The following is a 19,950-nucleotide window of genomic DNA, read 5'->3' on the forward strand; positions in this document are numbered from 1 at the left end:
GCTCAGACCAGGTCGTAGCGGTCGGCGTTCATGACCTTGTGCCACGCGGCGACGAAGTCCTGGACGAACTTCTCCTTGGCGTCGTCGCTCGCGTAGACCTCGGCCAGCGCGCGCAGCTCCGAGTTGGAGCCGAACACCAGGTCGGCGCGGGAGCCGGTCCACTTGACCTCGCCGGTCGCGCGGTCGCGGCCCTCGAAGGTCTCCTGGTCCTCCGAGTCGGGCGCTGTCGACTTCCACTCGGTCTCCATGTCGAGGAGGTTCGCGAAGAAGTCGTTGGTCAGCACACCCGGCGTCGAGGTCAGCACACCCAGCGACGTCTGCTTGTGGTTCGCACCCAGGACGCGCAGGCCGCCGATGAGGACGGTCAGCTCCGGCGCGCTCAGGTTGAGCAGGTTCGCGCGGTCGATCAGCAGGAACTCCGACGGCAGGCGGTGGCCCTTGCCGCGGTAGTTGCGGAACCCGTCGATCGTCGGCTCGAGCGGCGCGAAGGACTCCGCGTCGGTCTGCTCCTGCGTCGCGTCGGTGCGGCCCGGGGTGAACGGCACCGTGATGTCGACACCCGCGTCCTTGGCGGCCTTCTCCACGGCGGCCGCGCCACCGAGCACGATCAGGTCGGCCAGCGAGATCTTCTTGCCACCGGCGGAGAAGGACTCCTGGACGCCCTCCAGCGTGCGCAGCACCTGCGCGAGCTGGTCGGGCTCGTTGACCTCCCAGCCGCGCTGCGGCTCGAGGCGGATGCGGGCGCCGTTCGCGCCACCGCGCTTGTCGCTGGCGCGGAACGTCGAGGCCGACGCCCACGCGGTCGAGACGAGCTGGGCGACGGTCAGGCCCGAGTCGAGCAGCTTGGCCTTGAGGTCGGCCACGTCGGCGTCGGAGACCAGCTCGTGGTCGACGGCGGGGACGCGGTCCTGCCAGATCAGCTCTTCCTGCGGCACCAGCGGGCCGAGGTAGCGCTGGATCGGGCCCATGTCGCGGTGGGTGAGCTTGTACCAGGCGCGGGCGAAGGCGTCCGCGAACTGGTCCGGGTTCTCGTGGAAGCGCTTGGAGATCTGCTCGTAGACCGGGTCGAAGCGCAGCGCCAGGTCGGTCGTCAGCATCGTCGGCTTGCGCGCCGGGTCACCGGCCTCCGGGCCGGGGATGGTGTCCTCGGCGTCCTTGGCCACCCACTGGTGGGCGCCGGCCGGGCTCTTCGACAGCTCCCACTCGTAGCCGAACAGGTTGTCGAAGAACTGGTTGCTCCACTGCGTCGGCGTCGAGGTCCAGGTGACCTCGAGACCACTGGTGATGGCGTCGCGGCCCTTGCCGGAACCGAAGGTGTTCTTCCAGCCGAGACCCTGCTCCTCGAGGGCCGAGCCCTCGGGCTCCGGGCCGACGTGCTCGTCGGGGTCGGCCGCGCCGTGGGTCTTGCCGAAGGTGTGGCCACCGGCGATGAGGGCGACGGTCTCCTCGTCGTTCATCGCCATCCGGCCGAACGTCTCGCGGATGTCGCGGGCCGAGGCCAGCGGGTCCGGGTTGCCGTTCGGGCCTTCGGGGTTGACGTAGATGAGGCCCATCTGAACCGCGGCGAGCGGGTTTTCGAGGTCGCGGTCACCGGTGTAGCGCTCGTCGCCCAGCCAGGTGCGCTCCGGGCCCCAGTACACGTCCTCGTCCGGCTCCCACACGTCGGCGCGGCCGCCGGCGAAGCCGAAGGTCTTGAAGCCCATGGTCTCCAGGGCGCGGTTGCCCGTGAAGATCATCAGGTCGGCCCACGAGATCTTCTTGCCGTACTTCTTCTTGACCGGCCACAGGAGCCGGCGCGCCTTGTCGAGGTTCCCGTTGTCCGGCCAGCTGTTCAGCGGCGCGAAGCGCTGCATGCCGGCGCCCGCTCCCCCGCGGCCGTCGTCGATGCGGTAGGTACCGGCGCTGTGCCACGCCATGCGGATCATGAACGGCCCGTAGTGCCCGAAGTCGGCGGGCCACCACTCCTTCGACGTGGTCAGCACGGCGTCGACGTCCGCGGCGAGCGCGTCGAGGTCGAGCGTCTTGAACTCGGCGGCGTAGTCGAAGTCCTCGCCCATGGGGTTCGCCACGGCGGGGTGCTTGCGCAGGATCTTCAGGTTGAGCTGGTTCGGCCACCAGTCGCGGTTTCCCGCGCCCTCGGTCGGGTGGTTGCGACGCCCGGCCGAGACCGGGCAGCCGCCCGCGGTCTCCTCGTTCATCTCGCCAACAACGGCGTCAGGGCTGTCAGACACAGGGATCCTTCCGGGAATCAAACGGTGTTCAGGAACTGGGCGCGGTGGAGCAGTCGGGGCACAGGCCCCGGTAGACGACCTCGGCCTCGTCGATGACGAAGCCGTGGGCTTCGGACGCGGTCAGGCAGGGCGCACTGCCGACGGCGCAGTCGACGTCGGCGATGGCCCCGCAGGACCGGCAGACGACGTGGTGGTGGTTGTCGCCGACCCGGGCTTCGTAGCGCGCCACGGAGCCCGGTGGCTGGATGCGCCGGAGCAGCCCGGCGCCGGTGAGTGCCCGCAGGACGTCGTAGACCGCCTGGTGGGACACTTCACCGAGATCGTCCCGCACGACCCCGATGATCGAGTCGGTGTCGGCGTGCGGGTGGACGTGTACCGCGGTCAGCACCGCCAGCCGTGGACGCGTGACGCGCAGGGAGGCCCCGCGCAGCATCCGCTCGAACTCCGAAGTGGTGGGCACGCGGCGAGTCTGCCCGATAATCTTGAATGAATCAAGATTGAGTTCGCCGAAGCCACCCATCCGGGTCTTGACCGCTACAGCTCGGCCCGGTGATCGTCACCCCGGCCGTGCAGTGCGCACAGCTCGCCGGGCTCGCGCGGGCAGAGCACCCACATCTCCGTCACCGCCACTTCGTAGAGCCGGTACGACGACGGTTCGATCACGTCGTCGAGGCCGATCGGCGACGCGCCCCGGCCGTCGCGCCGGGGGTAGCTCCCGAGAGCGCGGTCGAGGTCGTCGCCCGCCAGCGCCCGGGCCTCACCGGACGCGTAGACCGCGCGGCCGTGGTAGGGCGCGACCGTCGAGTCGAAGACGACCAGGCTCACCGCCGGGCGCTCGGCGAGGTTGCGGGAGTGGCGCGCCCCGACGTCGGAGACCCAGAGGAACGTCCGGTCACCGGACGGCGCGAAGTAGACCGGGGCCAGCCACGGGCGGCCATCCGGGTCCGTCGTGCCCAGCGTCAGGTAGAGGTTCGCGTCGATGAGCGCCCGCGCGTGGGCCCGGAGGTCGTCGGTCATCGGGCCATCCTGCCGCACCACCCCCGATCCGGTGAGACGGAGATCACCAGCGGCGGCGTTTACCCCGGAAGGGGCCGGGTAACCGGTTACCGTTCGAGTTGGTTTTACCGCCCTCCCAGGAGTTGCCTGATGACCAGCGTGCTGTCCGGCGCCCGCCGGGTACCCCCGCAGCAGCGACGTCCGGACGGCGGCGATCCCCTCGCCGACCTCGCGCGCTACTCGGCCGCGGCCGACCTCGCCCGGCGTTCGACGCCGCCGCTGCTGCACCGCGCGATCCTCGCCGGCGCCGACCCGGTGAGCGTGGCCACGGCCGCGAAGCTCGGCGTCGGCCAGGCCCACATCCGCTGGCACGAATGGGCGGTCACGACGGTCCCCCTCGACGAGTACCTCCGGGTGCACACCGCCTTCGCCGACGCCCTCCAGGAGATCTGATGCCCCCGACGACCGACACCCCGGCCGCTCGCCAGACACTCGCCGAGCTGGCGGCCCTGGGCGAAGCCGCGACCGGCCTGCTGGCGGAGATCACCGAGCACCTGGCGCAGCTGGCACCGCCCGCGAAGGGCTGAGAGCTCAGGTTTCGAAGGTCGTGACTTCCAGGGTCGCGGCGGCCTCTTCGACCCGGGTGACCTTCATCGCGGCGAAGAGATGGTGCCCGCTTGCCGCACCGCTGTCCCGGTCGTTGCCGGCGCCTGCCGTTCGCCGAGCTGCTTCTGCAGGTCCGCGACGGTGGCCTTGAGCCGCGCGTTCTCCTGCTGCGCCGAGGTCGGTTCGGTGCTCGAATCCGAGGCCCACGTCTGCGCTTCCTTCTTTCGCGGCGTTCGTCGCCGGTGGCCCGGGATGGTTCGGTCCATGGCTGCCGCCTCAGGTGTGCGTGCTCGGCACCCAAGGTCGATCCGGCGACAAGCCCTGTCACCACGTCAACTCGGGTCCACAAGGGACAGCGCTCAGGTGAGCCGGGTCCGGGGTGGCAGGGGTTTGTGCGTGGCCGAGAAGCCCAGGTGTTCCGACACCTGCGCGGCCGCCTCCGCGGTGCTGCGGCCCGCGGCCTCGAGCCGGTCCGCCAGCCGGGCGGCGGGGGCCGAGACGTTCAGCGCCGCCACCACGCGGCCGCGGAAGTCGCGGACCGGGGCCGACACCCCGGCCAGGCCCTCCTCGAACTCCTCGTGGACGCCGGCGAAGCCGTCGCGGCGGCACTCCTGGATCTTCGCCCACAGCTGCGGCAGCGTGCGGACCTCCGAGCGCGGGTCGCCGGCGTCGAAGTCCGGGAAGCGGACGTACAGCTCGTCCGGGCTCGCGTCGAGCAGCAGGACGCGCCCCGCCGACGTGCAGTACGCGGGGACGCCGCGGCCCTCCCAGTCGTGCGCGCGGAACGAATGCCCGGACACCGAGAGCAGCGTCAGCACCTCCTGCTCCCGCAGCACGCACAGATGACTGGTCTCCTCCAGGTCCGCCGACAGCGCGTGCATCACCGGCTCGGCGGCGCGCACCAGCCGATCGTCGGTCGTGCGCGCGACCAGCGAGAACAGCCGCCAGCCCAGCCGGTAGCCGAGGGTGTCCGGGTCGCGCTCGACGATGCCCTCCTCGGCGAGGGCCTTGAGCGCCCGCGAGACCTGGCTCTTCTCGCGGCCGGTCAGCTGCGCCAGCCGGACGACACCGAGCCCGCCGGCCCGCTGCGCCTCGGGTGAGGCCAGCGCCTCCAGCAGGTCCAGGTCACGGCGCAGGCCGTGGCCCGGAGGCCGGGCCGCGTCGTCCGGGAGCGTCATCTCCGGACGTTAACAGTTGGCCTCAGCGCAACGCGCGTTGCGATGTGCCGCCGTCGCTTGCCGCGACCCGCGGCGGCTCATAACGTCGAGGCCGATGAAGATCACCGACATCGTCCTGGACCGGCTGCGGCTCGACCTCGACCCGCCGCTGCGCGCGGCGTGGGACCCGCGGCCACGGCGCCACTTCGACGCGACGATCGTGCGCGTCCACACCGACGAGGGGGTCACCGGCATCGGGTCCGGCGACACCATGGCCGGGTTCGACGCCGTCAAGGACCTCTTCCTCGGCGAAGACCCGCTCGACATCGTGCGGCACGTGAAGGCCATCGAGACGGCCAACTTCCACGGCGGCCGGTTCTGGCCGCTGGAGGCCGCGCTCTGGGACGTCATCGGCCAGGTCGCCGGCCTGCCGGTCGCGACCCTGTTCGGCAACACGGCGAAGGCGGTCCCGGCGTACGCGTCCTCGGCCGAGCTGAAGCCGCCCGCCGAACGCGTCGAGACCGCGCTGCGGGCGCGGGAAGCCGGGTTCCGCGCGATGAAGATCCGCATCGACCGCGACCACGTCGCCGACGGGATCGCCGCCGTCACCGCGGTGCGCGACGCGCTCGGGCCGGACTTCGCGATCATGGTCGACCTCAACCAGTCCTGGCGGATGGCCGGGGACACGGCCCCGGCGTCGGATCTCGCCAAGACCCGCGGGATCGTGCGGCGGCTGGCCGAGCTGGACGTCTTCTGGGTCGAGGAACCGCTCCCCTACGAGGACCTCGACGGCTTCCGGACGCTGCGCGCGGAGAACCCGGGCGTCCGGATCGCGGCCGGCGAGATGCACCACTCGGTGCCGGAACTGCTGCGGTACCTGGAGAACGACGTCCTCGACGTCTACCAGATGGACGTCGTGCTCGCGGTCGGCATGCACCGGGCGCGGACCCTGGCGGAGGTGGCGCAGCTCAAGCACCGGGCCTTCACGCCGCACAGCTGGACCAACGGCATCGGCGTGCTGGCCAACCTGCACGTGGCCGCCGGGGTCGGCGGCCGGCCGTTCTTCGAGTTCCCGTGGGACCCACCCGGCTGGACGCCGCAGCGGCGTGACTTCATGCTGGCGGAGCCGCTCATGATCACCCCCGAAGGCACCCTCGAGGTCCCGCCGCGACCGGGCCTCGGCATCGAACTGGACGAGGAGGCGGTGGCCCGGTGGCGGATCTGACGCACCAGGACTGGCAGGCGCTGGCGGACAAGCTCACCTTCGAGACCCGCCCGTTCGTCGGCGGCCGGGCAGTCGAGTCCACTTCGGACACGACGCTCGCCAGCACGTCCCCGCGTGACGGCCGCGAGCTGACGCGGATCCCTTGCGGCAGCACCGAAGACGTCGACCGGGCGGTCCGCGCGGCACGGGAGTCGTTCGAGGACGGCCGGTGGCGCGGCCTCGCACCCCGCGAGCGCAAACGTGTGCTCCTGCGCTGGGCCGAGTCCATCATGGACAACGCGAACGAGCTGGCGCTGCTCGACTCCCTCGAGATGGGCAAGCCGGTCGGCGAGGCGCGGCGGGTCGACGTCACCAAGGCGGCCGAGACGATCGCCTGGTACGCCGAGACGATCGACAAGACCTACGACGAGGTCGCGCCCACCCCCGGCGACGCGCTGGCGTGGATCACCCGGGAGCCGCTCGGCGTGATCGGCGTCGTCGTCCCGTGGAACTACGCGCTGCTGATCACGTCCTGGAAGCTGGGCCCGGCGCTGGCCACCGGTAATTCCGTCGTCGTCAAGCCCGCCGAGCAGACGTCGCTGGCCACGCTGCTGCTGGCCCGGCTGGCGAGCGAGGCCGGGCTGCCCGACGGCGTGCTCAACGTCGTCCCGGGCCGCGGCGAGGTCGTCGGCCAGGCCCTGGGGCGGCACCCGGACGTCGACAAGATCGCGTTCACCGGCTCGGCCGAGGTCGCGCGGCTGTTCCAGGTCTACGCCGGGGAGTCCAACGGCAAGCAGGTCGCCGTCGAGGCGGGCGGCAAGTCGCCGCAGCTGGTGCTGCCCGGCGCCGATCTCGCGGCGGCGGCGCAGGCGGTCGCGTGGGGCATCTTCTACAACGCCGGGCAGACCTGCAACGCGGGTTCGCGCCTGGTCGTGCCGGCCGCGCTGAAGGACGAACTGCTCGCCGAAGTCGTCTCGATCACCGATGCGACGTTCCGGCTCGGCGACCCGCTGGACCCGGCGACCGTGCTCGGCCCGCTCGTCGACGACGTCCAGCTGGACCGCGTCCTGGGCTACCTGGACGGCGCGCGGGCCGACGGCGCGACGATCGCCCACGGCGGCGGCCGCGTGCTCGCCGAGACCGGCGGCACGTACCTCGAACCGACCATTGTGGACGGGGTGCGGCCGGACATGACCATCGCCCGCGAGGAGGTGTTCGGGCCGGTCCTGTCGGTGCTCACCTACGACGGGGACGTCGGCGAGGGCGTCCGGCTGGTCAACGACAGCGACTTCGGGCTGGTCGCGTCGGTCTGGACGCGGGACGTCACCACCGCCCACCGCGTCGCGCGGCGGCTGCGCGCCGGGACGGTGTGGATCAACACCTTCGACGCCAGCGACGTGATCACCCCGTTCGGCGGCTTCAAGGCGACCGGCGCCGGGCGCGACAAGTCGTTGCACGCCTTGGACGCCTACACCGCTCTCAAGACCACCTGGCTCGCGCTCCCGGAGGACTAGCCGTGCGACTCAGCATCGAACCGACCGCCCGGACCGAGTTCGGCCCGGGGGTCGTCACCGACCTGCCCGCCTACGTCGACACCCTGACCCGCACCCGCGCGTTCGTGGTCACCGACCGCGGCCTGCGGGCCACCGGGATCGTCGGGCGCGTCGAGAAGATCCTGGCCTCGGCCGGGCTCGAGCACGCCGTCCACGAGGACGTCGGCCCGAACCCGTCGACGGCCGAGCTCGACCGCGGCGCCGCGCGGCTGCGCGAGTTCGGCGACGCCGCCGTGATCGCCCTCGGTGGCGGCTCGGCACTGGACGCGGCCAAGGGCATCTCGCTGCTGGCCGGCAACCCCGGCGCGGCCGCCGCCGACGCGGACCGGCTGTGGGAAGCCCGGGCCGGGCTGCCCCTGATCGCCGTGCCGACGACGTCGGGCACCGGCGCCGAGACCAACGGCTTCGGTGTCACCGAGGACCCGTGCGCGCGCCGGAAGGTCTACATCGGCCACCCGTCGGTGAAACCGCGGATCGCGGTGCTGGACCCGGAACTCACCATCAGCCTGCCGCCGGCGGTGACCGCGGCCACCGGCCTGGACGCGCTCGTGCACGGCATCGAATCGCTCGCCTCGCGCGGGTCGAGCCCGGTGTCGGCGGCCTACGCGGCCCAGGCGGTCACGCTGATCGGCCGCTGGCTGCCGGTCGCCCACCGCGACGGCGGCGACCTGGAGGCGCGGTCGCAGCTGATGCTCGGGGCCCACCTGGCGGGGCACGCGCTGACGCTGTCCGGTCTCGGCCTGGTCCACGGCCTCGGGCACGCGCTGACGGCGCACACGGGCACCCCCCACGGTGTCGCGCTGGCGGCGGTGCTCGAGGAGGTGCTGGCCTTCAGCGCGCCGGCGGCCGAAGCCGCGTTCGAGGCGGTGGGCCGCGCGCTCCACGTGACGCCGGAGCCGGGCTGGGCGGAGGCGTCGATCGCGGCGGTCCGCGAGGTCTCGGGCGCGCTCGGGATCAAGCGCCCGTTGCGCGAACTGGGTGTCACGACGGACCTGGTCCCCGCGATCGCGGCGGGCGCGCTGGCCGACGCGGTGACGAAGAACGCCCCGCGGCAGCCGTCCGAGGCGGAGGCGGTGGACCTGCTGCGTTCGGTGTTCTGACGCGGTGTAGCACCACTGGTGCCGTCGGCGACTAATCCGGCGTGGACCGACGTCGTCTCAGCGCGCTACTGGCCGCGGCCGCCGTCGCGGCTCTGCTCGCCGCCGTTCTTCTGCGCGACGGCTTCTCCTGGAGCGCCGTCATGGCCTGGCTGGGCGCCTGGTGGCTCGTCCTCGTCGCCGGGGTGCTCGCCGTCGCCGCCGCGGTGATCGGGCTGCGCGGGCGCGCCCCGCACCCCGCACCGGACGACCGCGGCGGTCGCTGGACGCACATCGCCGGCCTGATCACGGCGTTCACCGCGCTGGGCGCGCTGATCTTCACCGCCCTTTCGCTGGGCGCGACGCGAGACCAGATCGGGATCGCCGAACAGGGCCAGATCACCGACCGCTACACCAAGGCGGTCGACCAGCTCGGCTCGCCCGGCGCGGACCACCTCCAGATCCGCATGGGCGGCATCTTCGCGCTGGAGCGGCTCGCCGTCGACTCACCGAGGGACCAGCAGACCATCGTCGAGGTGCTCGCGGCGTTCATCCGCACGTCCAGTCCGCGCGCGGACCTCGCCCAGCCGTGCCCGAAGACGCCCGCGGACGTCGAAGCGGCGTTCCTCGTGCTGACCCGCCGCGACGTTTCCCGCGAAGGCGGCAAGGCCTTCGCCGCCGACCTGCAGCAGACGTGTCTCACCGGGATCAGAGCGCCGTACGCCGACCTCACCCGCCTGCTCCTGATGCGAGCGGACCTGTCGGGCGCCAACCTCGCCGGGGTGCACGGAAACCTGGCCAACCTGGACGACGCCCGGCTCGCCCACGCCGACTTGGCCGGCGCCGAACTGTCCGGGCTCTTCTTCTACGACCGAGCCGACCTGTCCGGAGCGAACCTCCGGGAGGCGAGGCTGCTGGGCACGATCGACCACGTCAAGCTGACGGACACCGACCTTTCGGCCGCCGACCTCAGCGGCACCACCCTCGTCGGGGTCGACCTCACCGGCGCCCGGCACGACGCCGCGACGAATGTCGAAAGGGCCACCCACGACGCGAGCACGATCGCGGCTTGGTGGTGATCGGCCGCTTCACGCGGGTGACGATCGGGCAGGACGACCTCGGTTCCTTTCACGCCGATGGGGTTCGACCAGTGGTTCCGGCTGTTCATCCCGGTGGCCGAGGGGTCCCTCGACCGGCTGCCGCACAAGCTCAGCGCGCTGGCGTACGCGAAGTACCCGACCATCGCCAAGACGAGCCGGCCGATGCTGCGCACCTGTTCGGTCCGCGCCCACCTGCCCGACGGCCCCGGGCTCGACGTCGGCTTGTCCTCCACGGCTCCGCAGCGACCTGGGCGCGGCTGGGCGCGCGGGGTGACGCCTTCGCGATCCCGGTGCCCGGCCGCGAGAAGTCGCTCCTCGTCGCGGACGAAACCGGCCTGCCGGCGATCGCGGGCGTACCGGCCTCCCTCCCCCGCGACGCCACCGGGCACGCCCTGATCGAGCTGCCCGACGCCGAAGACCCGGCAGGCTCTCGATGCCCCGCCCGGCGAACGACATCATGTCCTGCGGTTACGGGAAGGCACGGCACTGAGTCACCGGCGTTCCTGGACGATCCACGTGTTGCCGTCCGGGTCGGCGAAGTCCAGGAAGCTGGCGTAGTCCCGCCGCCGCGGATCCGGTCCCGGCGCGAAGTCCCCTTGCCAGTCCGCGGACTTCTTGTGCCGGATTGCGCTGACGGGGACGCCGCGGCCGGCCAGCTCGCGGTGCGCGGCTTCGATGTCGGCCACCACCAGGTAGTTCGCGCGGGCCGAACCGGGGGCCGCGTCGGTGAGGCCGGTGCCGAACTGGATCGAGCACGCCGATCCGGGCGGGGTCAGCTGCACGACGCGGAACTCGTCGTTCGGCCGGTAGTCGACGTCCGGGGTGAAGCCGGCCCGCTCGGTGTAGAAGCGGGCCGCCCGGTCGACGTCGGCGACGGGCAGGGTGACGACTTCGATGCGGTAGTCCATCAGGCACCGCCCTTGGCCAGGCGGCGACGCACGCGCGCGAGCAGCGCGGGTTTCCGCGTGGGCCGCCGCCGCGGCACGTACACGGCCGGGACGAAGGCGGCTTCCGGTGTGACGGCGCCGGCCGGTGTCAACGGGGACATGAGTACTCCTCCTTGCGGTTCGAGGTCGTTTCGGTGGTCTCGGAGATCGCCGCGCGGGAGGATGCCGGGCCTGGCCGAGGACGCCTTCCAGCGTGTGCTCTGCGTCGTCGCGCACCTCGACGACATGGAGTACGGCCTGTCCGGGGCGAGGCAGGCATGCCCAACCCGCTCGAGGAGACGGCCCGCCTGCGCCTGGCCGAGCAGCAGGCGGCGTCTACGGCCTGGATCTGCGCCGCGACATCAGACGCCGATGGGCTTCACCCACGCCGACCGCCGGGTGGTGGCCCTCGCGACCCTCGACGCCCTGCGGGACGCGGCCAACCGGTGGGTCTTCCCGGAGCAGATCGGCGAGCTCGAACCGCGCGACGTGCGCTGGAACGCCTTCCCCGGTCTCCCCGGCTACCCGAACGTCACCCGCGGGGTGGACGTCACCGGCGAGCCGCTGCGCCGCGGTGTCGCCTCGCTCGAGGCCCATTCCGCGTACCTGGCCGCACTCCCCGGCCACCCCGTGCCCGCCCTGGGCAGCAAGGCCACGGGTGTCGACCACGCGGTGCCGGAGCTCGCCGGGCCGGACATGGACTACTGAGCGCGCTTCTCCCGGGCGGGGTTCAGACGAGCGGCTCACCTCCGTCGACGCCGAGTGTCACGCCCGTCAGGAAGCCGGCGGTGAGTGCGAAGACGACCGCGTCGGCGACGTCTTCGGGCCGGCCGATCCGGCGCGCCGGGTTGCCGGCGGTGCGCGCCGCGAACAGCGCGGCCTTCTTCTCCGCGCCGAGGCCGTCGTAGGCGCCGGTGTCGACCGTGCCCGGCGAGACCGCGGTGACGCGGATCGGCGCCAGCTCGACCGCGAGGCCGCGGGTCACCACGTCGACCGCCGCGTTGGTCGCGGCCACGGCGAGCATGCCCGGTGCGGGTTTGCGGGCGGAGGAACCCGAGAAGAAGACGAACGCGCCGTCCTCGGGCATGCGGGGCGCGAGGTACTTGGCCAGCAGGATCGGGCCGAGCACCTTGACCTCGAACGACTTCAGCACGGTGTCGTGGCCGAGGTCGCCGAGCGCGCCGCGGGCCCGGGCCGACGCCGTCGACACCACGTGGTCGACCCGGCCCAGCCGCTCGGCCAGCGCGGCGACGCCGGCTTCTTCGGTGAGGTCGACCTGCTCGGCCGTGACGCCCGGGTCGTCGTAGGCCGCGGCGAGGGCGTCCTGGTCGCGGCCGGCGACGACGACGGTGGCGCCGGCCTCGCGCAGGGCCAGGGTGACGGCGCGGGCGATCCCGCTGCCGCGGCCGACGACGAGCACGCGACGGTCTTTCAAGGGGGTGGACATGATCACTCCGTTCCGGTGAGGACGCCCGCGGCGCGCGACCGCAGTTCGCCGGGATCGAGGCCCCGGTCGACGCCGTGCGGGGTCACGGCCTGGCCCGGTTCGAGGGCCTGCTTCCGGTCGTCGAGCCACACGTCGACGACGTCCGGCTCGAACGAGACGAACCCGGACACCCGGGCCACCTCGGGCCAGGCCTCGGGGTAGGACCAGGCGGCACGTTTGCGCGAGCCGATGTCGAAGTAGCCGGCCAATCCCTTGTAGGGGCAGAAGGTCTGGCCCTCGACCGGGGCCAGGGCCGACTGGTCGATGTCTTCGCGTGGCACGTACCAGCGCGGGGCGAAGCCGGACTCGTAGAGCACCACGGGGCGCCGGGTGTCGGCGACGACGCGGTCGCCGTCGCGCACCACGAGGTGCCGGGACGTCTGCCGGATGTCGACGCGGTGGTACGGGTCGGCCGCGTGCCCGAGGATCCGCTCGTCTTCTTCGTAGAAGGCGTCCATCGCCCGCCAGGCGAAGGCGACACGGTCGCGCAGGACGCCGGCGTGGTCCGGCAGCCCGGTGTACTGCCAGGCCGCCCGCGGCGCCTCCCGTTCGCCCGCCCGCACGGTGAACCAGGCGGCCGGGCCGAGGTCGCGGTGGGGCGTCGTGCGCGGCTCGGCATCGAGCACGCCCTCGGTCACGTCGGCGCGCGGGAAGTAGGCCACCGGGTAGCGGTTCGGCTCGTGCAGGAGCACGACGTCTTCACTGTCGGCGACCCACTGCCCGCCGAAGCGCACGCGCATCCGGCGGCGGAGCGGCTCGGCGAACAGCAGCCGCTCGGGTAGTGGCCGCGGCACCAGGAAGTGCCCGACCGAACGCTCCGAGAGCGGTCCTTGCTGCCATGCCAGTCCCATGACCTGCCCCTTTCCGGCTAACCGTTCTGAATTGCCTTACTGGTTAGACACAGAACCACGGCAGGGTGTAACCTGTCAAGCACGAGTTGGGAGGTTAGACCGATGAGCTACGAGAAGCTGCTGCTCGACCTGCTGAACAGCACCCCCGTGCGCAACGGCGCACCCGAGGACGACCTGGCCGACGCGGCGCTGGGCCGTGGCTGGCTCGCCGCCCACGACCAGCCGGACTCCGAGGAGGAGTGGCACGCGGTGCGCGAGGCGCGGGCCGTGCTGCAGCGGATCGTGCGCGGCCAGGACGCCCCGGCGGCGGCCGCGCCGTTCGTCGAAGGCCTGAGCTACAAGGCGCACTTCGCGGACGACGAGATCCAGTGGGAGCTCGATCCCGCGCCGGGCCACACCGCCGCGTCCCGGGTCGTCCTCGCGTGGGCCGAACTCACGAAGGCGGGCGGGAACCGGCTGCGCCCGTGCGCGAACCCGGACTGCCGGCTGTTCCTGATCGACCACAGCAAACCCAACAGCGCGCGCTGGTGCTCGATGGCGGTCTGCGGAAACCGCATGAAGGCACGCCGCCACTACCAGCGCACCCGCGCCGAATCCACGGAGTGAAGCCGTGCCGACACTGCTGTCCCTGAACGTCGGGAAACCGAAGGACGTGCCCTGGCAGGGCCGGACCGTCCACACCGGCATCTTCAAGTACCCCGTCGACGGCCCGGTGCTGGCCCGCCGGCTCAACATCGACGGCGACGGACAGGGCGACCTGGGCGGCCACGGCGGCGAGAACCGCGCGGTGCTCGTCTACCAGCGCCGGTCCTACGAGTTCTGGCGTGAAGAACTGGGCCGCGACGACCTCGAATACGGCCAGTTCGGTGAGAACTTCACCGTCGACGGGCTGGCCGACGACGAGGTGCACATCGGCGACCGCTACCGGATCGGGGAGGCCGAGTTCGAGGTCACCCAGCCACGCGTCACCTGCTTCCGGGTGGGGATGCGCCTCGGCGAGCCGCGGATCCCGGCGCTGCTGGTGGCGCACCACCGGCCCGGCTTCTACCTGCGGGTGATCCGCGAAGGCCGGGTCCAGGCGGGCGACGAGATCGTCCGCACCCGGACGGGGCGTCACGAGATGAGCGTCGCGGCGATCGACGCGCTCCTCTACCTGCCCGGCCGGGACGCCGCCGACCTCCGCAGGGCCGTCGACATCCCGGCGCTCAGCCCCGGCTGGCAGGGGTCGTTCCGTGCACTGCTCGAGGAGCGGGCGCCCGAAACCCGGGCCTGGACCGGGTTCCGCGAGCTGCGCGTCACCCGGCTCGAGCCCGAGAGCACGACCGTCACGTCGATCCACCTGACCACCGCCGACGGCGCGCCGCTCCCCCGGCCCGAGCCCGGCCAGTTCCTCACCCTGCGGGTCCCCGGTGCCGGCGATCCAGCACCGGTCCGCAGCTACTCGCTGTCGGCGGGTGCGTCGGATGCGGAGTACCGGATCAGCGTCAAGCGCGACGGCGCCGTGAGCGGTTACCTCCACACCCACCTGGCGCCCGGCGCGCTGCTGCCGGTCGCCGCGCCGCGCGGCGACTTCGTGCTGGCCGACGGCGACTCCCCGGTGCTGCTGATCTCCGCCGGCATCGGCGTCACGCCGGTGCTGGCGATGCTGCACGCGCTGACCGCGGCCGGCAGCACCCGGGACGTCCGCTGGCTGCACACCACCCGCTCGGCCGCCGAGCACGCGTTCGCCACCGAAGCGCACGAGCTGCTGGCGAGTCTCCCCAGAGCCCGCGAAGACGTCTTCTACACGACGGAGACCCCGCCGCCCGGCACCCCCGGCGCGCGCCGGGGGCGGCTCGACCGAGCCGCTTTGTCCACTTTGGACCTTCCGGTCGACGCGACCGCATACGTTTGCGGCCCCGAAGGCTTCATGACCGCGACGCGGGACGCGCTCGTCGAACTCGGCCTGGCGCCCGGTCGTGTCCACAGTGAACTGTTCGGCGCCCGGCCGGCGATCAACCCCGGGATCGTCGGCGCCACCCACCCGCCACCCCACGCGCCGGCGACCCCGCCGGGCACCGGCCCCCGGGTCACGTTCGCCCGCAGCGGCCTGACGGTGCCGTGGAGCGAGCGGTACCCGAACGTCCTGGAGTTCGCCGAGGCGTGCGACGTGCCGACCCGCTGGTCGTGCCGGACCGGCGTCTGCCAGACGTGCGTGACGCCGGTCCTGTCCGGCACCGTCGGGTACGAGCCCGCACCCCTGGAGGATCCGCCACCGGGCACGGCGCTGGTGTGCTGCGCCCGGCCGGGGAGTGATCTGGTCCTGGATCTCTGAGCGCCGGACGGCGTGCCCGGAGCGGCCGTGGCAGTCTCGGTGTCATGACGGCAGAACGGTTCGAAGTGACCCGCAAGGTCGAGGCACCGCCGGCGAAGGTGTTCGCCCTGTTGAGCGATCCCCAGGGGCACGTCGCCATCGACAGCTCGGGGATGCTGCAGTCGGCGGACGGCGAACCGGTCCGCGGGGTGGGTGACGAGTTCGTCGTCCACATGGACCGCGAAGCCCTCAACGACGTGCCGCTGGGCAAGTACGACGTCACGGTGATCATCACTGAGTACGAGCAGGACGCACTGCTGGAATGGACCATCTCCGGCACGATCCAGCCGCCGATCCGGCACCTGTACGGCTACCGGCTGGCACCGGACGGCGACGGCACCCTGGTCACGTCGTACTACGACTGGAGCCGGATCGAGGACCGCTACCGGGACAAGATCAGCTTCCCGATCATCCCGGAAGCGGCCCTGCGCGCGACCCTAGGCATCCTGGCCCGCACCGTGGAGTGACACCATTCACCCGTTCAGGGGGGAACGTGTCCTTTGTGGACGAAACGGACGGGAAGAGGACCAATCCGCGGCCGTCGCGGCGCCGAAAGGGAGAGGTCCACGAAGGATCCACCCCCGGTTCCGGGCGCCGCCCGGCCGCCGGGTACGCCCGTGGGCGCGCAGCGCCGCGCGCGGGCGGGAAGGAGATCACCCGTGTTTGGCAAGAATTTCGCCGCGTCGATGATCAACCGCAGTGCCGAGAACGAACAGGACCGCCGCCGTTTCCTGCGGGCGGCCGGGATGACCGGGCTCGGCGTCGTCGGCGCCGGTGCCCTCGGCGGGCTCACCGCCGGACCGGCGGCCGCGGCCACCGCACGACCCGCCGCCGCGGCCGCGCCGGGCGGCGTCAGTGACGGCGCGGTCCTGAACTTCGCCCTCAACCTCGAGTACCTCGAAGCCGAGTTCTACCTGCACGCCGTCACCGGCAAGGGCCTGGCGGACTCGATGACCACCGGCACCGGCACCCGCGGCGGCGTCACCGGCGGACGCGCCGTCCGGTTCCAGACCAAGGCCGCCAAGCAGTACGCCCAGGAGATCGCCTCGGACGAGAAGGCCCACGTCCAGTTCCTGCGCTCGGCGCTGGGCTCGGCCGCGGTCAGCCGTCCCGCGATCGACCTGCAGTCCAGCTTCACCGCCGCCGCTCAGGCCGCCGGGCTCGTCAAACCCGGCCAGACCTTCGACGCCTTCTCCTGCGAAGAGAACTTCCTGCTCGCCGCGTTCCTGTTCGAGGACGTCGGCGTCACGGCCTACAAGGGCGCGGCGCCGCTGATCACCAACAAGACCTACCTCGAAGCCGCGGCCGGCATCCTCGCCGTCGAGGCCTACCACGCGGCGAACATCCGCAGCGCGCTCTACCAGCGCGGCGAGGGCAAGGCCACGCTCAAGCTGTCCGCCGCCCGCGACAGCCTCGACGGGCCCACCGACGACGACCAAGGTGTCGTCGACAGCCACGGCAACGCCAACATCGTCCCCACCGACGCCAACGGCATCGCCTACAGCCGATCCCCCGGCCAGGTCCTCAACATCGTCTACCTGACCAACAAGGCCGCCACCTCCGGCGGGTTCTTCCCCAAGGGCGTCAACGGCGAAGTGAACACCAGCGCCGCCAACTGACCGTCGCCGTCCGGCCGGGCCCGGCGGCCCGGCCGGACGGCCGGTCACCGGTCCCAGGACATGGGCACGGTTGCGCACGGGTGCATCCGGGAGGTCTGCTCGGCCGAGCCATCCCTACCGCGGAAGGACCACCATGTCGGTCACCGACGATCTCCTGGCCAACAACGCCGAGTACGCCGCCCGGTTCTCCGGGCCGCTGCCACTGCCGCCCGCCAAGCACGTCGCCGTCCTGGCCTGCATGGACGCGCGCATCAACGTCTACGGTGTGCTCGGCCTCAACGAAGGCGAGGCGCACGTCATCCGCAACGCCGGCGGGGTCGTCACCGAGGACGAGATCCGGTCGCTCGCCATCAGCCAGCGGCTGCTCGGCACCGAGGAGATCATCCTCATCCACCACACCGACTGCGGCATGCTGACCTTCACCGACGACGGCTTCAAGAAGTCGATCCAGGAGGACGTCGGCGTCAAGCCCGCCTGGGCCACCGAGGCCTTCACCGACCTCGACACCGACGTGCGCCAGTCGATCGCGCGGATCAGGAACAGCCCGTACATCCCCAAGAAGGACTCGGTGCGCGGGTTCGTCTTCGACGTCGCGACCGGGAAGCTGAACGAGGTCGCCTGACGGCGCTCAGGCCTCTTTCGCGAACAGGATCCCCAGCTCCGCGCACGTCTCCAGCAGCCACGGCGCGGCGGCCCGCATCCGGTCCTCCGTCCAGCGCTCCGCCGGACCGGACACCGCCACCGACATGCCGCCGTCACGGTCGAAGGTGGACGGAACGGGCGCGGCGATGCCGTGCACGCCGGGGTGGTCCTCGCCGAACGACAGGACGTACCCGTCGGCGCGGGCCCTGGCCAGGGCCGCGCGCAGCTCCTCGGCGTCGTCGGCCTGGTCGGCCAGGCGGTCCGCTTCCCGGACGGGCAACGCGGCGAGGATGGCCCGGCCGCTCGCCCCGCGGCCGAGCCGGGTCGTCTCGCCGATCGTCGCCGCGCGGCGGAGGACCTCGGCGGTGCTTTCGGCGCCGAGCACCAGGACCGCCCGGCCGCCGCTGCGGACGTGCAGGGTCGCCGTCTCGCCCGTCGTTTCGGCGAGCGCGCGCAGGGCCGGAGCCGCCGCCTGGTGGAGCGCGGCCTGCGGGAGCACCGCCGCGGCGACGCCGACCAGGCGGCTGCCGGCGAAGTAGCCACCGGAGTCGATCCGGTCGACGTAGCGTTCTTCCTGCAGCACCCGCAGCAGGCGGTAGCAGGTGCTCTTCGACAGGCCGACCTGCGCGACGAGGTCCGGCAGGCCGACCGGTTCCCGGGCCGCCACGACGGCTTCGACGAGCCGCAGCGCCCGCCGGGCCGTCTCCGCGCCTTCCGTGTGGTTCGACACGTCGTCCCTGTCCCCACCTGGTTCCACCATGTGGATCGCGATCTTACTCGCCGGTGCGGCCGTTCAGGCGAAAGACGCGGGACCGAAGCGGCCCCACGCGAGGAACGCGGCGAGCGCGAGGTAGGTCAGGTTCAGGGCGACGAACCTGCCGGCTCCGTCGTGGCGGAGGTGGGTGATCATCGCGCCGATCATCAGCAGCACCCAGCAGGCCGCCGTCACCGGCACGAGGACCGGCGCGACGCCGGCGAGGGCGGGCAGGACCAGCCCGATCGCGGCCAGCAGCTCGACGATTCCGAGGGTCTTGACGAAGCCGGCACCGAAGTCGCCGGTCCACTGCCCGCCGGGGATCGCGGCGAGTTTCTCCTTGGCCACGAATGTCTTGCTGATGCCGCCGGTCAGCGCGACGACGGCCAGCAGCCCGGCGGCGATCCACAGTGCGAGGTTCACGGGTTCTCCTTGAGGTCTTGGTGATCGGCCTCAAGACGCCGCCGGACCGGAGTTTGTGACAACCCCTACCCGCCGCCACCGCTCGGTCGGTTACGACCCCGGCCGAGGCGCCCGAAGTGCGGCTTTCGGGCGACGAGGGTGAACTGCACCAACAGGGCGTAACGGATCACCCGCTTGGTCGATACTCCGTTCGTGTCCGGGAGGCCCGGACCTTCACGAGGGGACCCATCGCTCATGTCTCGACTCCACCTGGGAGCACTCATCGCCACCGGGGCCGTCGCCGCCCTGATCTGCACGGGGTGCTCGGGCACCGCCGGCAGTGCCGCCCCGGCCACCGAGTCCGCCGCGCCCGCGGCCGCCTCCACCTCCGCCGCGCCCGCGCTCGACGCCAAGATGGCCGGCGCCGCCGTGGTCGAAGCCGCGAAGCAGGCCAAGGCCGTGCACGTCCGGGGCACCATCTCCCAGGGCGGGAACATCAACCTCGACCTGCAGCTCAACCCGGACAGCGCGAGCGGCACCATCGTGAAGGACGGCACCGAGGTGCCGGTCCTGCGCGTCGGCGACAAGTACTTCTTCCGGTTCAGCGACTCGCTGATCAAGGAGGCCGGGATCCCGGCCTCGGTGGGCAAGCTGCTCAAGGACAAGTGGGTCCCCTCGACGTCCCAGATCGGCGCCGGCGTCGGCGAGGCGTTCAAGCAGTTCCTCGACTACAAGACCTTCACCGACAACACCATCGGCGAGGTGGACTCGGCGAGCTTCTCCGGCGGCGAGCAGACGACCGTGGCCGGCGTCCCGGCGCTGACCTTCACCAGCTCCGACGGCACCGCGACGGTGGCGGCCGCCGAGCCGCACTACCTGCTGCGCATGGCCGACCCGAAGAGCGGCACGATGGAGTTCGCCGACTGGGACAAGCCGACGACGGTCACCGAGCCGAAGGCCTCGGAGATCTACTCCGGCCCCGGCGCCTGATGGG

General features: G+C 72.2%; 24 protein-coding genes and 2 pseudogenes. 15 read left to right on the forward strand and 11 right to left on the reverse strand.

The features are described 5' to 3' along the window. Positions 1-2: 2 nt before the first annotated feature. From katG to ACGFMK_RS35285, 3 genes are all read right to left on the reverse strand, one after another. Positions 3-2,231 (reverse strand): catalase/peroxidase HPI, encoded by a 2,229-nt coding sequence (gene katG / locus ACGFMK_RS35275; protein WP_392772706.1) that lies wholly within the window; start codon positions 2,229-2,231, stop codon positions 3-5. Positions 2,232-2,259: 28 nt separating this feature from the next. Further along, the gene (locus ACGFMK_RS35280) at positions 2,260-2,691 is read right to left on the reverse strand and encodes a Fur family transcriptional regulator (RefSeq protein ID WP_392772709.1); all 432 of its coding nucleotides are present in this window, start codon (positions 2,689-2,691) and stop codon (positions 2,260-2,262) included. Positions 2,692-2,765: 74 nt separating this feature from the next. Continuing rightward, the gene (locus tag ACGFMK_RS35285; protein ID WP_392772710.1) at positions 2,766-3,248 is read right to left on the reverse strand and encodes a pyridoxamine 5'-phosphate oxidase family protein; all 483 of its coding nucleotides are present in this window, start codon (positions 3,246-3,248) and stop codon (positions 2,766-2,768) included. Positions 3,249-3,377: 129 nt separating this feature from the next. On the opposite strand from ACGFMK_RS35285, the gene ACGFMK_RS35290 reads away from it, so the two are divergent. Further along, positions 3,378-3,680, forward strand: coding sequence for a hypothetical protein (locus ACGFMK_RS35290; protein ID WP_392772713.1), 303 nt, complete (start codon positions 3,378-3,380; stop codon positions 3,678-3,680). Then, the gene (locus ACGFMK_RS35295; RefSeq protein WP_392772716.1) at positions 3,680-3,814 is read left to right on the forward strand and encodes a hypothetical protein; all 135 of its coding nucleotides are present in this window, start codon (positions 3,680-3,682) and stop codon (positions 3,812-3,814) included. Before ACGFMK_RS35290 ends, ACGFMK_RS35295 begins: the two co-directional genes overlap by 1 nt. Positions 3,815-3,877: 63 nt before the next feature. On the opposite strand, the gene ACGFMK_RS35300 is transcribed toward ACGFMK_RS35295, so the two are convergent. Continuing rightward, positions 3,878-4,099 carry a hypothetical protein gene (locus tag ACGFMK_RS35300; protein WP_392772718.1) on the reverse strand — a complete coding sequence of 74 codons (222 nt, stop codon included), beginning with the start codon at positions 4,097-4,099 and terminating at the stop codon, positions 3,878-3,880. A 93-nt stretch (positions 4,100-4,192) separates the two neighbouring features. Continuing rightward, positions 4,193-5,011 (reverse strand): IclR family transcriptional regulator, encoded by an 819-nt coding sequence (locus tag ACGFMK_RS35305; protein WP_392772721.1) that lies wholly within the window; start codon positions 5,009-5,011, stop codon positions 4,193-4,195. Between the two features lie 94 nt (positions 5,012-5,105). Between ACGFMK_RS35305 and ACGFMK_RS35310 the strand changes: the two genes are divergently transcribed. From ACGFMK_RS35310 to ACGFMK_RS35335, 6 genes and pseudogenes are all read left to right on the forward strand, one after another. After that, positions 5,106-6,215, forward strand: coding sequence for a mandelate racemase/muconate lactonizing enzyme family protein (locus tag ACGFMK_RS35310; protein ID WP_392772724.1), 1,110 nt, complete (start codon positions 5,106-5,108; stop codon positions 6,213-6,215). Beyond that, on the forward strand, positions 6,203-7,708 hold the full coding sequence (locus ACGFMK_RS35315) for an aldehyde dehydrogenase family protein (protein WP_392772726.1): 1,506 nt from the start codon (positions 6,203-6,205) through the stop codon (positions 7,706-7,708). Before ACGFMK_RS35310 ends, ACGFMK_RS35315 begins: the two co-directional genes overlap by 13 nt. A 2-nt stretch (positions 7,709-7,710) precedes the next feature. After that, positions 7,711-8,847 carry an iron-containing alcohol dehydrogenase family protein gene (locus ACGFMK_RS35320; protein WP_392772728.1) on the forward strand — a complete coding sequence of 379 codons (1,137 nt, stop codon included), beginning with the start codon at positions 7,711-7,713 and terminating at the stop codon, positions 8,845-8,847. A gap of 41 nt (positions 8,848-8,888) precedes the next feature. Further along, complete coding sequence (locus ACGFMK_RS35325) at positions 8,889-9,902, forward strand: pentapeptide repeat-containing protein (protein ID WP_392772731.1); 1,014 nt, start codon at positions 8,889-8,891, stop codon at positions 9,900-9,902. Positions 9,903-9,959: 57 nt separating this feature from the next. Continuing rightward, positions 9,960-10,142: pseudogene (locus ACGFMK_RS35330) on the forward strand (siderophore-interacting protein); the annotation flags it as partial. A 71-nt stretch (positions 10,143-10,213) separates the two neighbouring features. Beyond that, a pseudogene (locus ACGFMK_RS35335) lies at positions 10,214-10,315 on the forward strand (siderophore-interacting protein); the annotation flags it as partial. A gap of 99 nt (positions 10,316-10,414) precedes the next feature. Here the strand turns inward: ACGFMK_RS35335 and ACGFMK_RS35340 are convergent. Both ACGFMK_RS35340 and ACGFMK_RS35345 read right to left on the reverse strand, forming a co-directional pair. Further along, on the reverse strand, positions 10,415-10,831 hold the full coding sequence (locus ACGFMK_RS35340) for a VOC family protein (RefSeq protein ID WP_392772733.1): 417 nt from the start codon (positions 10,829-10,831) through the stop codon (positions 10,415-10,417). Continuing rightward, a complete protein-coding gene (locus tag ACGFMK_RS35345) occupies positions 10,831-10,971 on the reverse strand; it encodes a hypothetical protein (protein ID WP_392772736.1) in 141 nt (46 codons plus the stop codon). Before ACGFMK_RS35345 ends, ACGFMK_RS35340 begins: the two co-directional genes overlap by 1 nt. A gap of 250 nt (positions 10,972-11,221) precedes the next feature. Between ACGFMK_RS35345 and ACGFMK_RS35350 the strand changes: the two genes are divergently transcribed. After that, entirely contained in the window at positions 11,222-11,557 is a 336-nt protein-coding gene (locus ACGFMK_RS35350; RefSeq protein WP_392772827.1) for a hypothetical protein, read from the forward strand. Positions 11,558-11,579: 22 nt separating this feature from the next. Here ACGFMK_RS35350 and ACGFMK_RS35355 read toward each other — a convergent pair whose 3' ends face one another. Next, positions 11,580-12,296, reverse strand: a complete 717-nt coding sequence (locus tag ACGFMK_RS35355) for an SDR family oxidoreductase (protein ID WP_392772739.1) — start codon at positions 12,294-12,296, stop codon at positions 11,580-11,582. Between the two features lie 2 nt (positions 12,297-12,298). Continuing rightward, positions 12,299-13,186 carry a DUF427 domain-containing protein gene (locus ACGFMK_RS35360; protein ID WP_392772742.1) on the reverse strand — a complete coding sequence of 296 codons (888 nt, stop codon included), beginning with the start codon at positions 13,184-13,186 and terminating at the stop codon, positions 12,299-12,301. Positions 13,187-13,288: 102 nt separating this feature from the next. Between ACGFMK_RS35360 and ACGFMK_RS35365 the strand changes: the two genes are divergently transcribed. From ACGFMK_RS35365 to ACGFMK_RS35385, 5 genes are all read left to right on the forward strand, one after another. Then, positions 13,289-13,792, forward strand: a complete 504-nt coding sequence (locus ACGFMK_RS35365) for a CGNR zinc finger domain-containing protein (RefSeq protein WP_392772744.1) — start codon at positions 13,289-13,291, stop codon at positions 13,790-13,792. Between the two features lie 4 nt (positions 13,793-13,796). Further along, entirely contained in the window at positions 13,797-15,500 is a 1,704-nt protein-coding gene (locus ACGFMK_RS35370; RefSeq protein WP_392772746.1) for an MOSC domain-containing protein, read from the forward strand. A 44-nt stretch (positions 15,501-15,544) separates the two neighbouring features. Beyond that, positions 15,545-16,006 carry an SRPBCC family protein gene (locus ACGFMK_RS35375; protein WP_392772749.1) on the forward strand — a complete coding sequence of 154 codons (462 nt, stop codon included), beginning with the start codon at positions 15,545-15,547 and terminating at the stop codon, positions 16,004-16,006. 192 nt (positions 16,007-16,198) lie between these two features. Beyond that, positions 16,199-17,158 (forward strand): ferritin-like domain-containing protein, encoded by a 960-nt coding sequence (locus tag ACGFMK_RS35380; protein WP_392772752.1) that lies wholly within the window; start codon positions 16,199-16,201, stop codon positions 17,156-17,158. Between the two features lie 133 nt (positions 17,159-17,291). After that, the gene (locus ACGFMK_RS35385; RefSeq protein WP_392772755.1) at positions 17,292-17,780 is read left to right on the forward strand and encodes a beta-class carbonic anhydrase; all 489 of its coding nucleotides are present in this window, start codon (positions 17,292-17,294) and stop codon (positions 17,778-17,780) included. A gap of 6 nt (positions 17,781-17,786) precedes the next feature. Here the strand turns inward: ACGFMK_RS35385 and ACGFMK_RS35390 are convergent, their stop codons facing one another. Both ACGFMK_RS35390 and ACGFMK_RS35395 read right to left on the reverse strand, forming a co-directional pair. After that, entirely contained in the window at positions 17,787-18,530 is a 744-nt protein-coding gene (locus ACGFMK_RS35390; protein WP_392772758.1) for an IclR family transcriptional regulator, read from the reverse strand. A gap of 63 nt (positions 18,531-18,593) precedes the next feature. Continuing rightward, positions 18,594-18,977: a DoxX family protein gene (locus ACGFMK_RS35395; RefSeq protein ID WP_392772761.1), complete on the reverse strand. Its 384-nt coding sequence runs from the start codon at positions 18,975-18,977 to the stop codon at positions 18,594-18,596. Positions 18,978-19,211: 234 nt separating this feature from the next. Here ACGFMK_RS35395 and ACGFMK_RS35400 point away from each other — a divergent pair, with 234 nt between their 5' ends. Continuing rightward, a complete protein-coding gene (locus ACGFMK_RS35400; RefSeq protein WP_392772763.1) occupies positions 19,212-19,946 on the forward strand; it encodes a hypothetical protein in 735 nt (244 codons plus the stop codon). Positions 19,947-19,950: the final 4 nt, after the last annotated feature.

It is taken from the genome of Amycolatopsis sp. NPDC049252 (assembly GCF_043197175.1).
Classification (GTDB): Bacteria; Actinomycetota; Actinomycetes; order Mycobacteriales; family Pseudonocardiaceae; genus Amycolatopsis.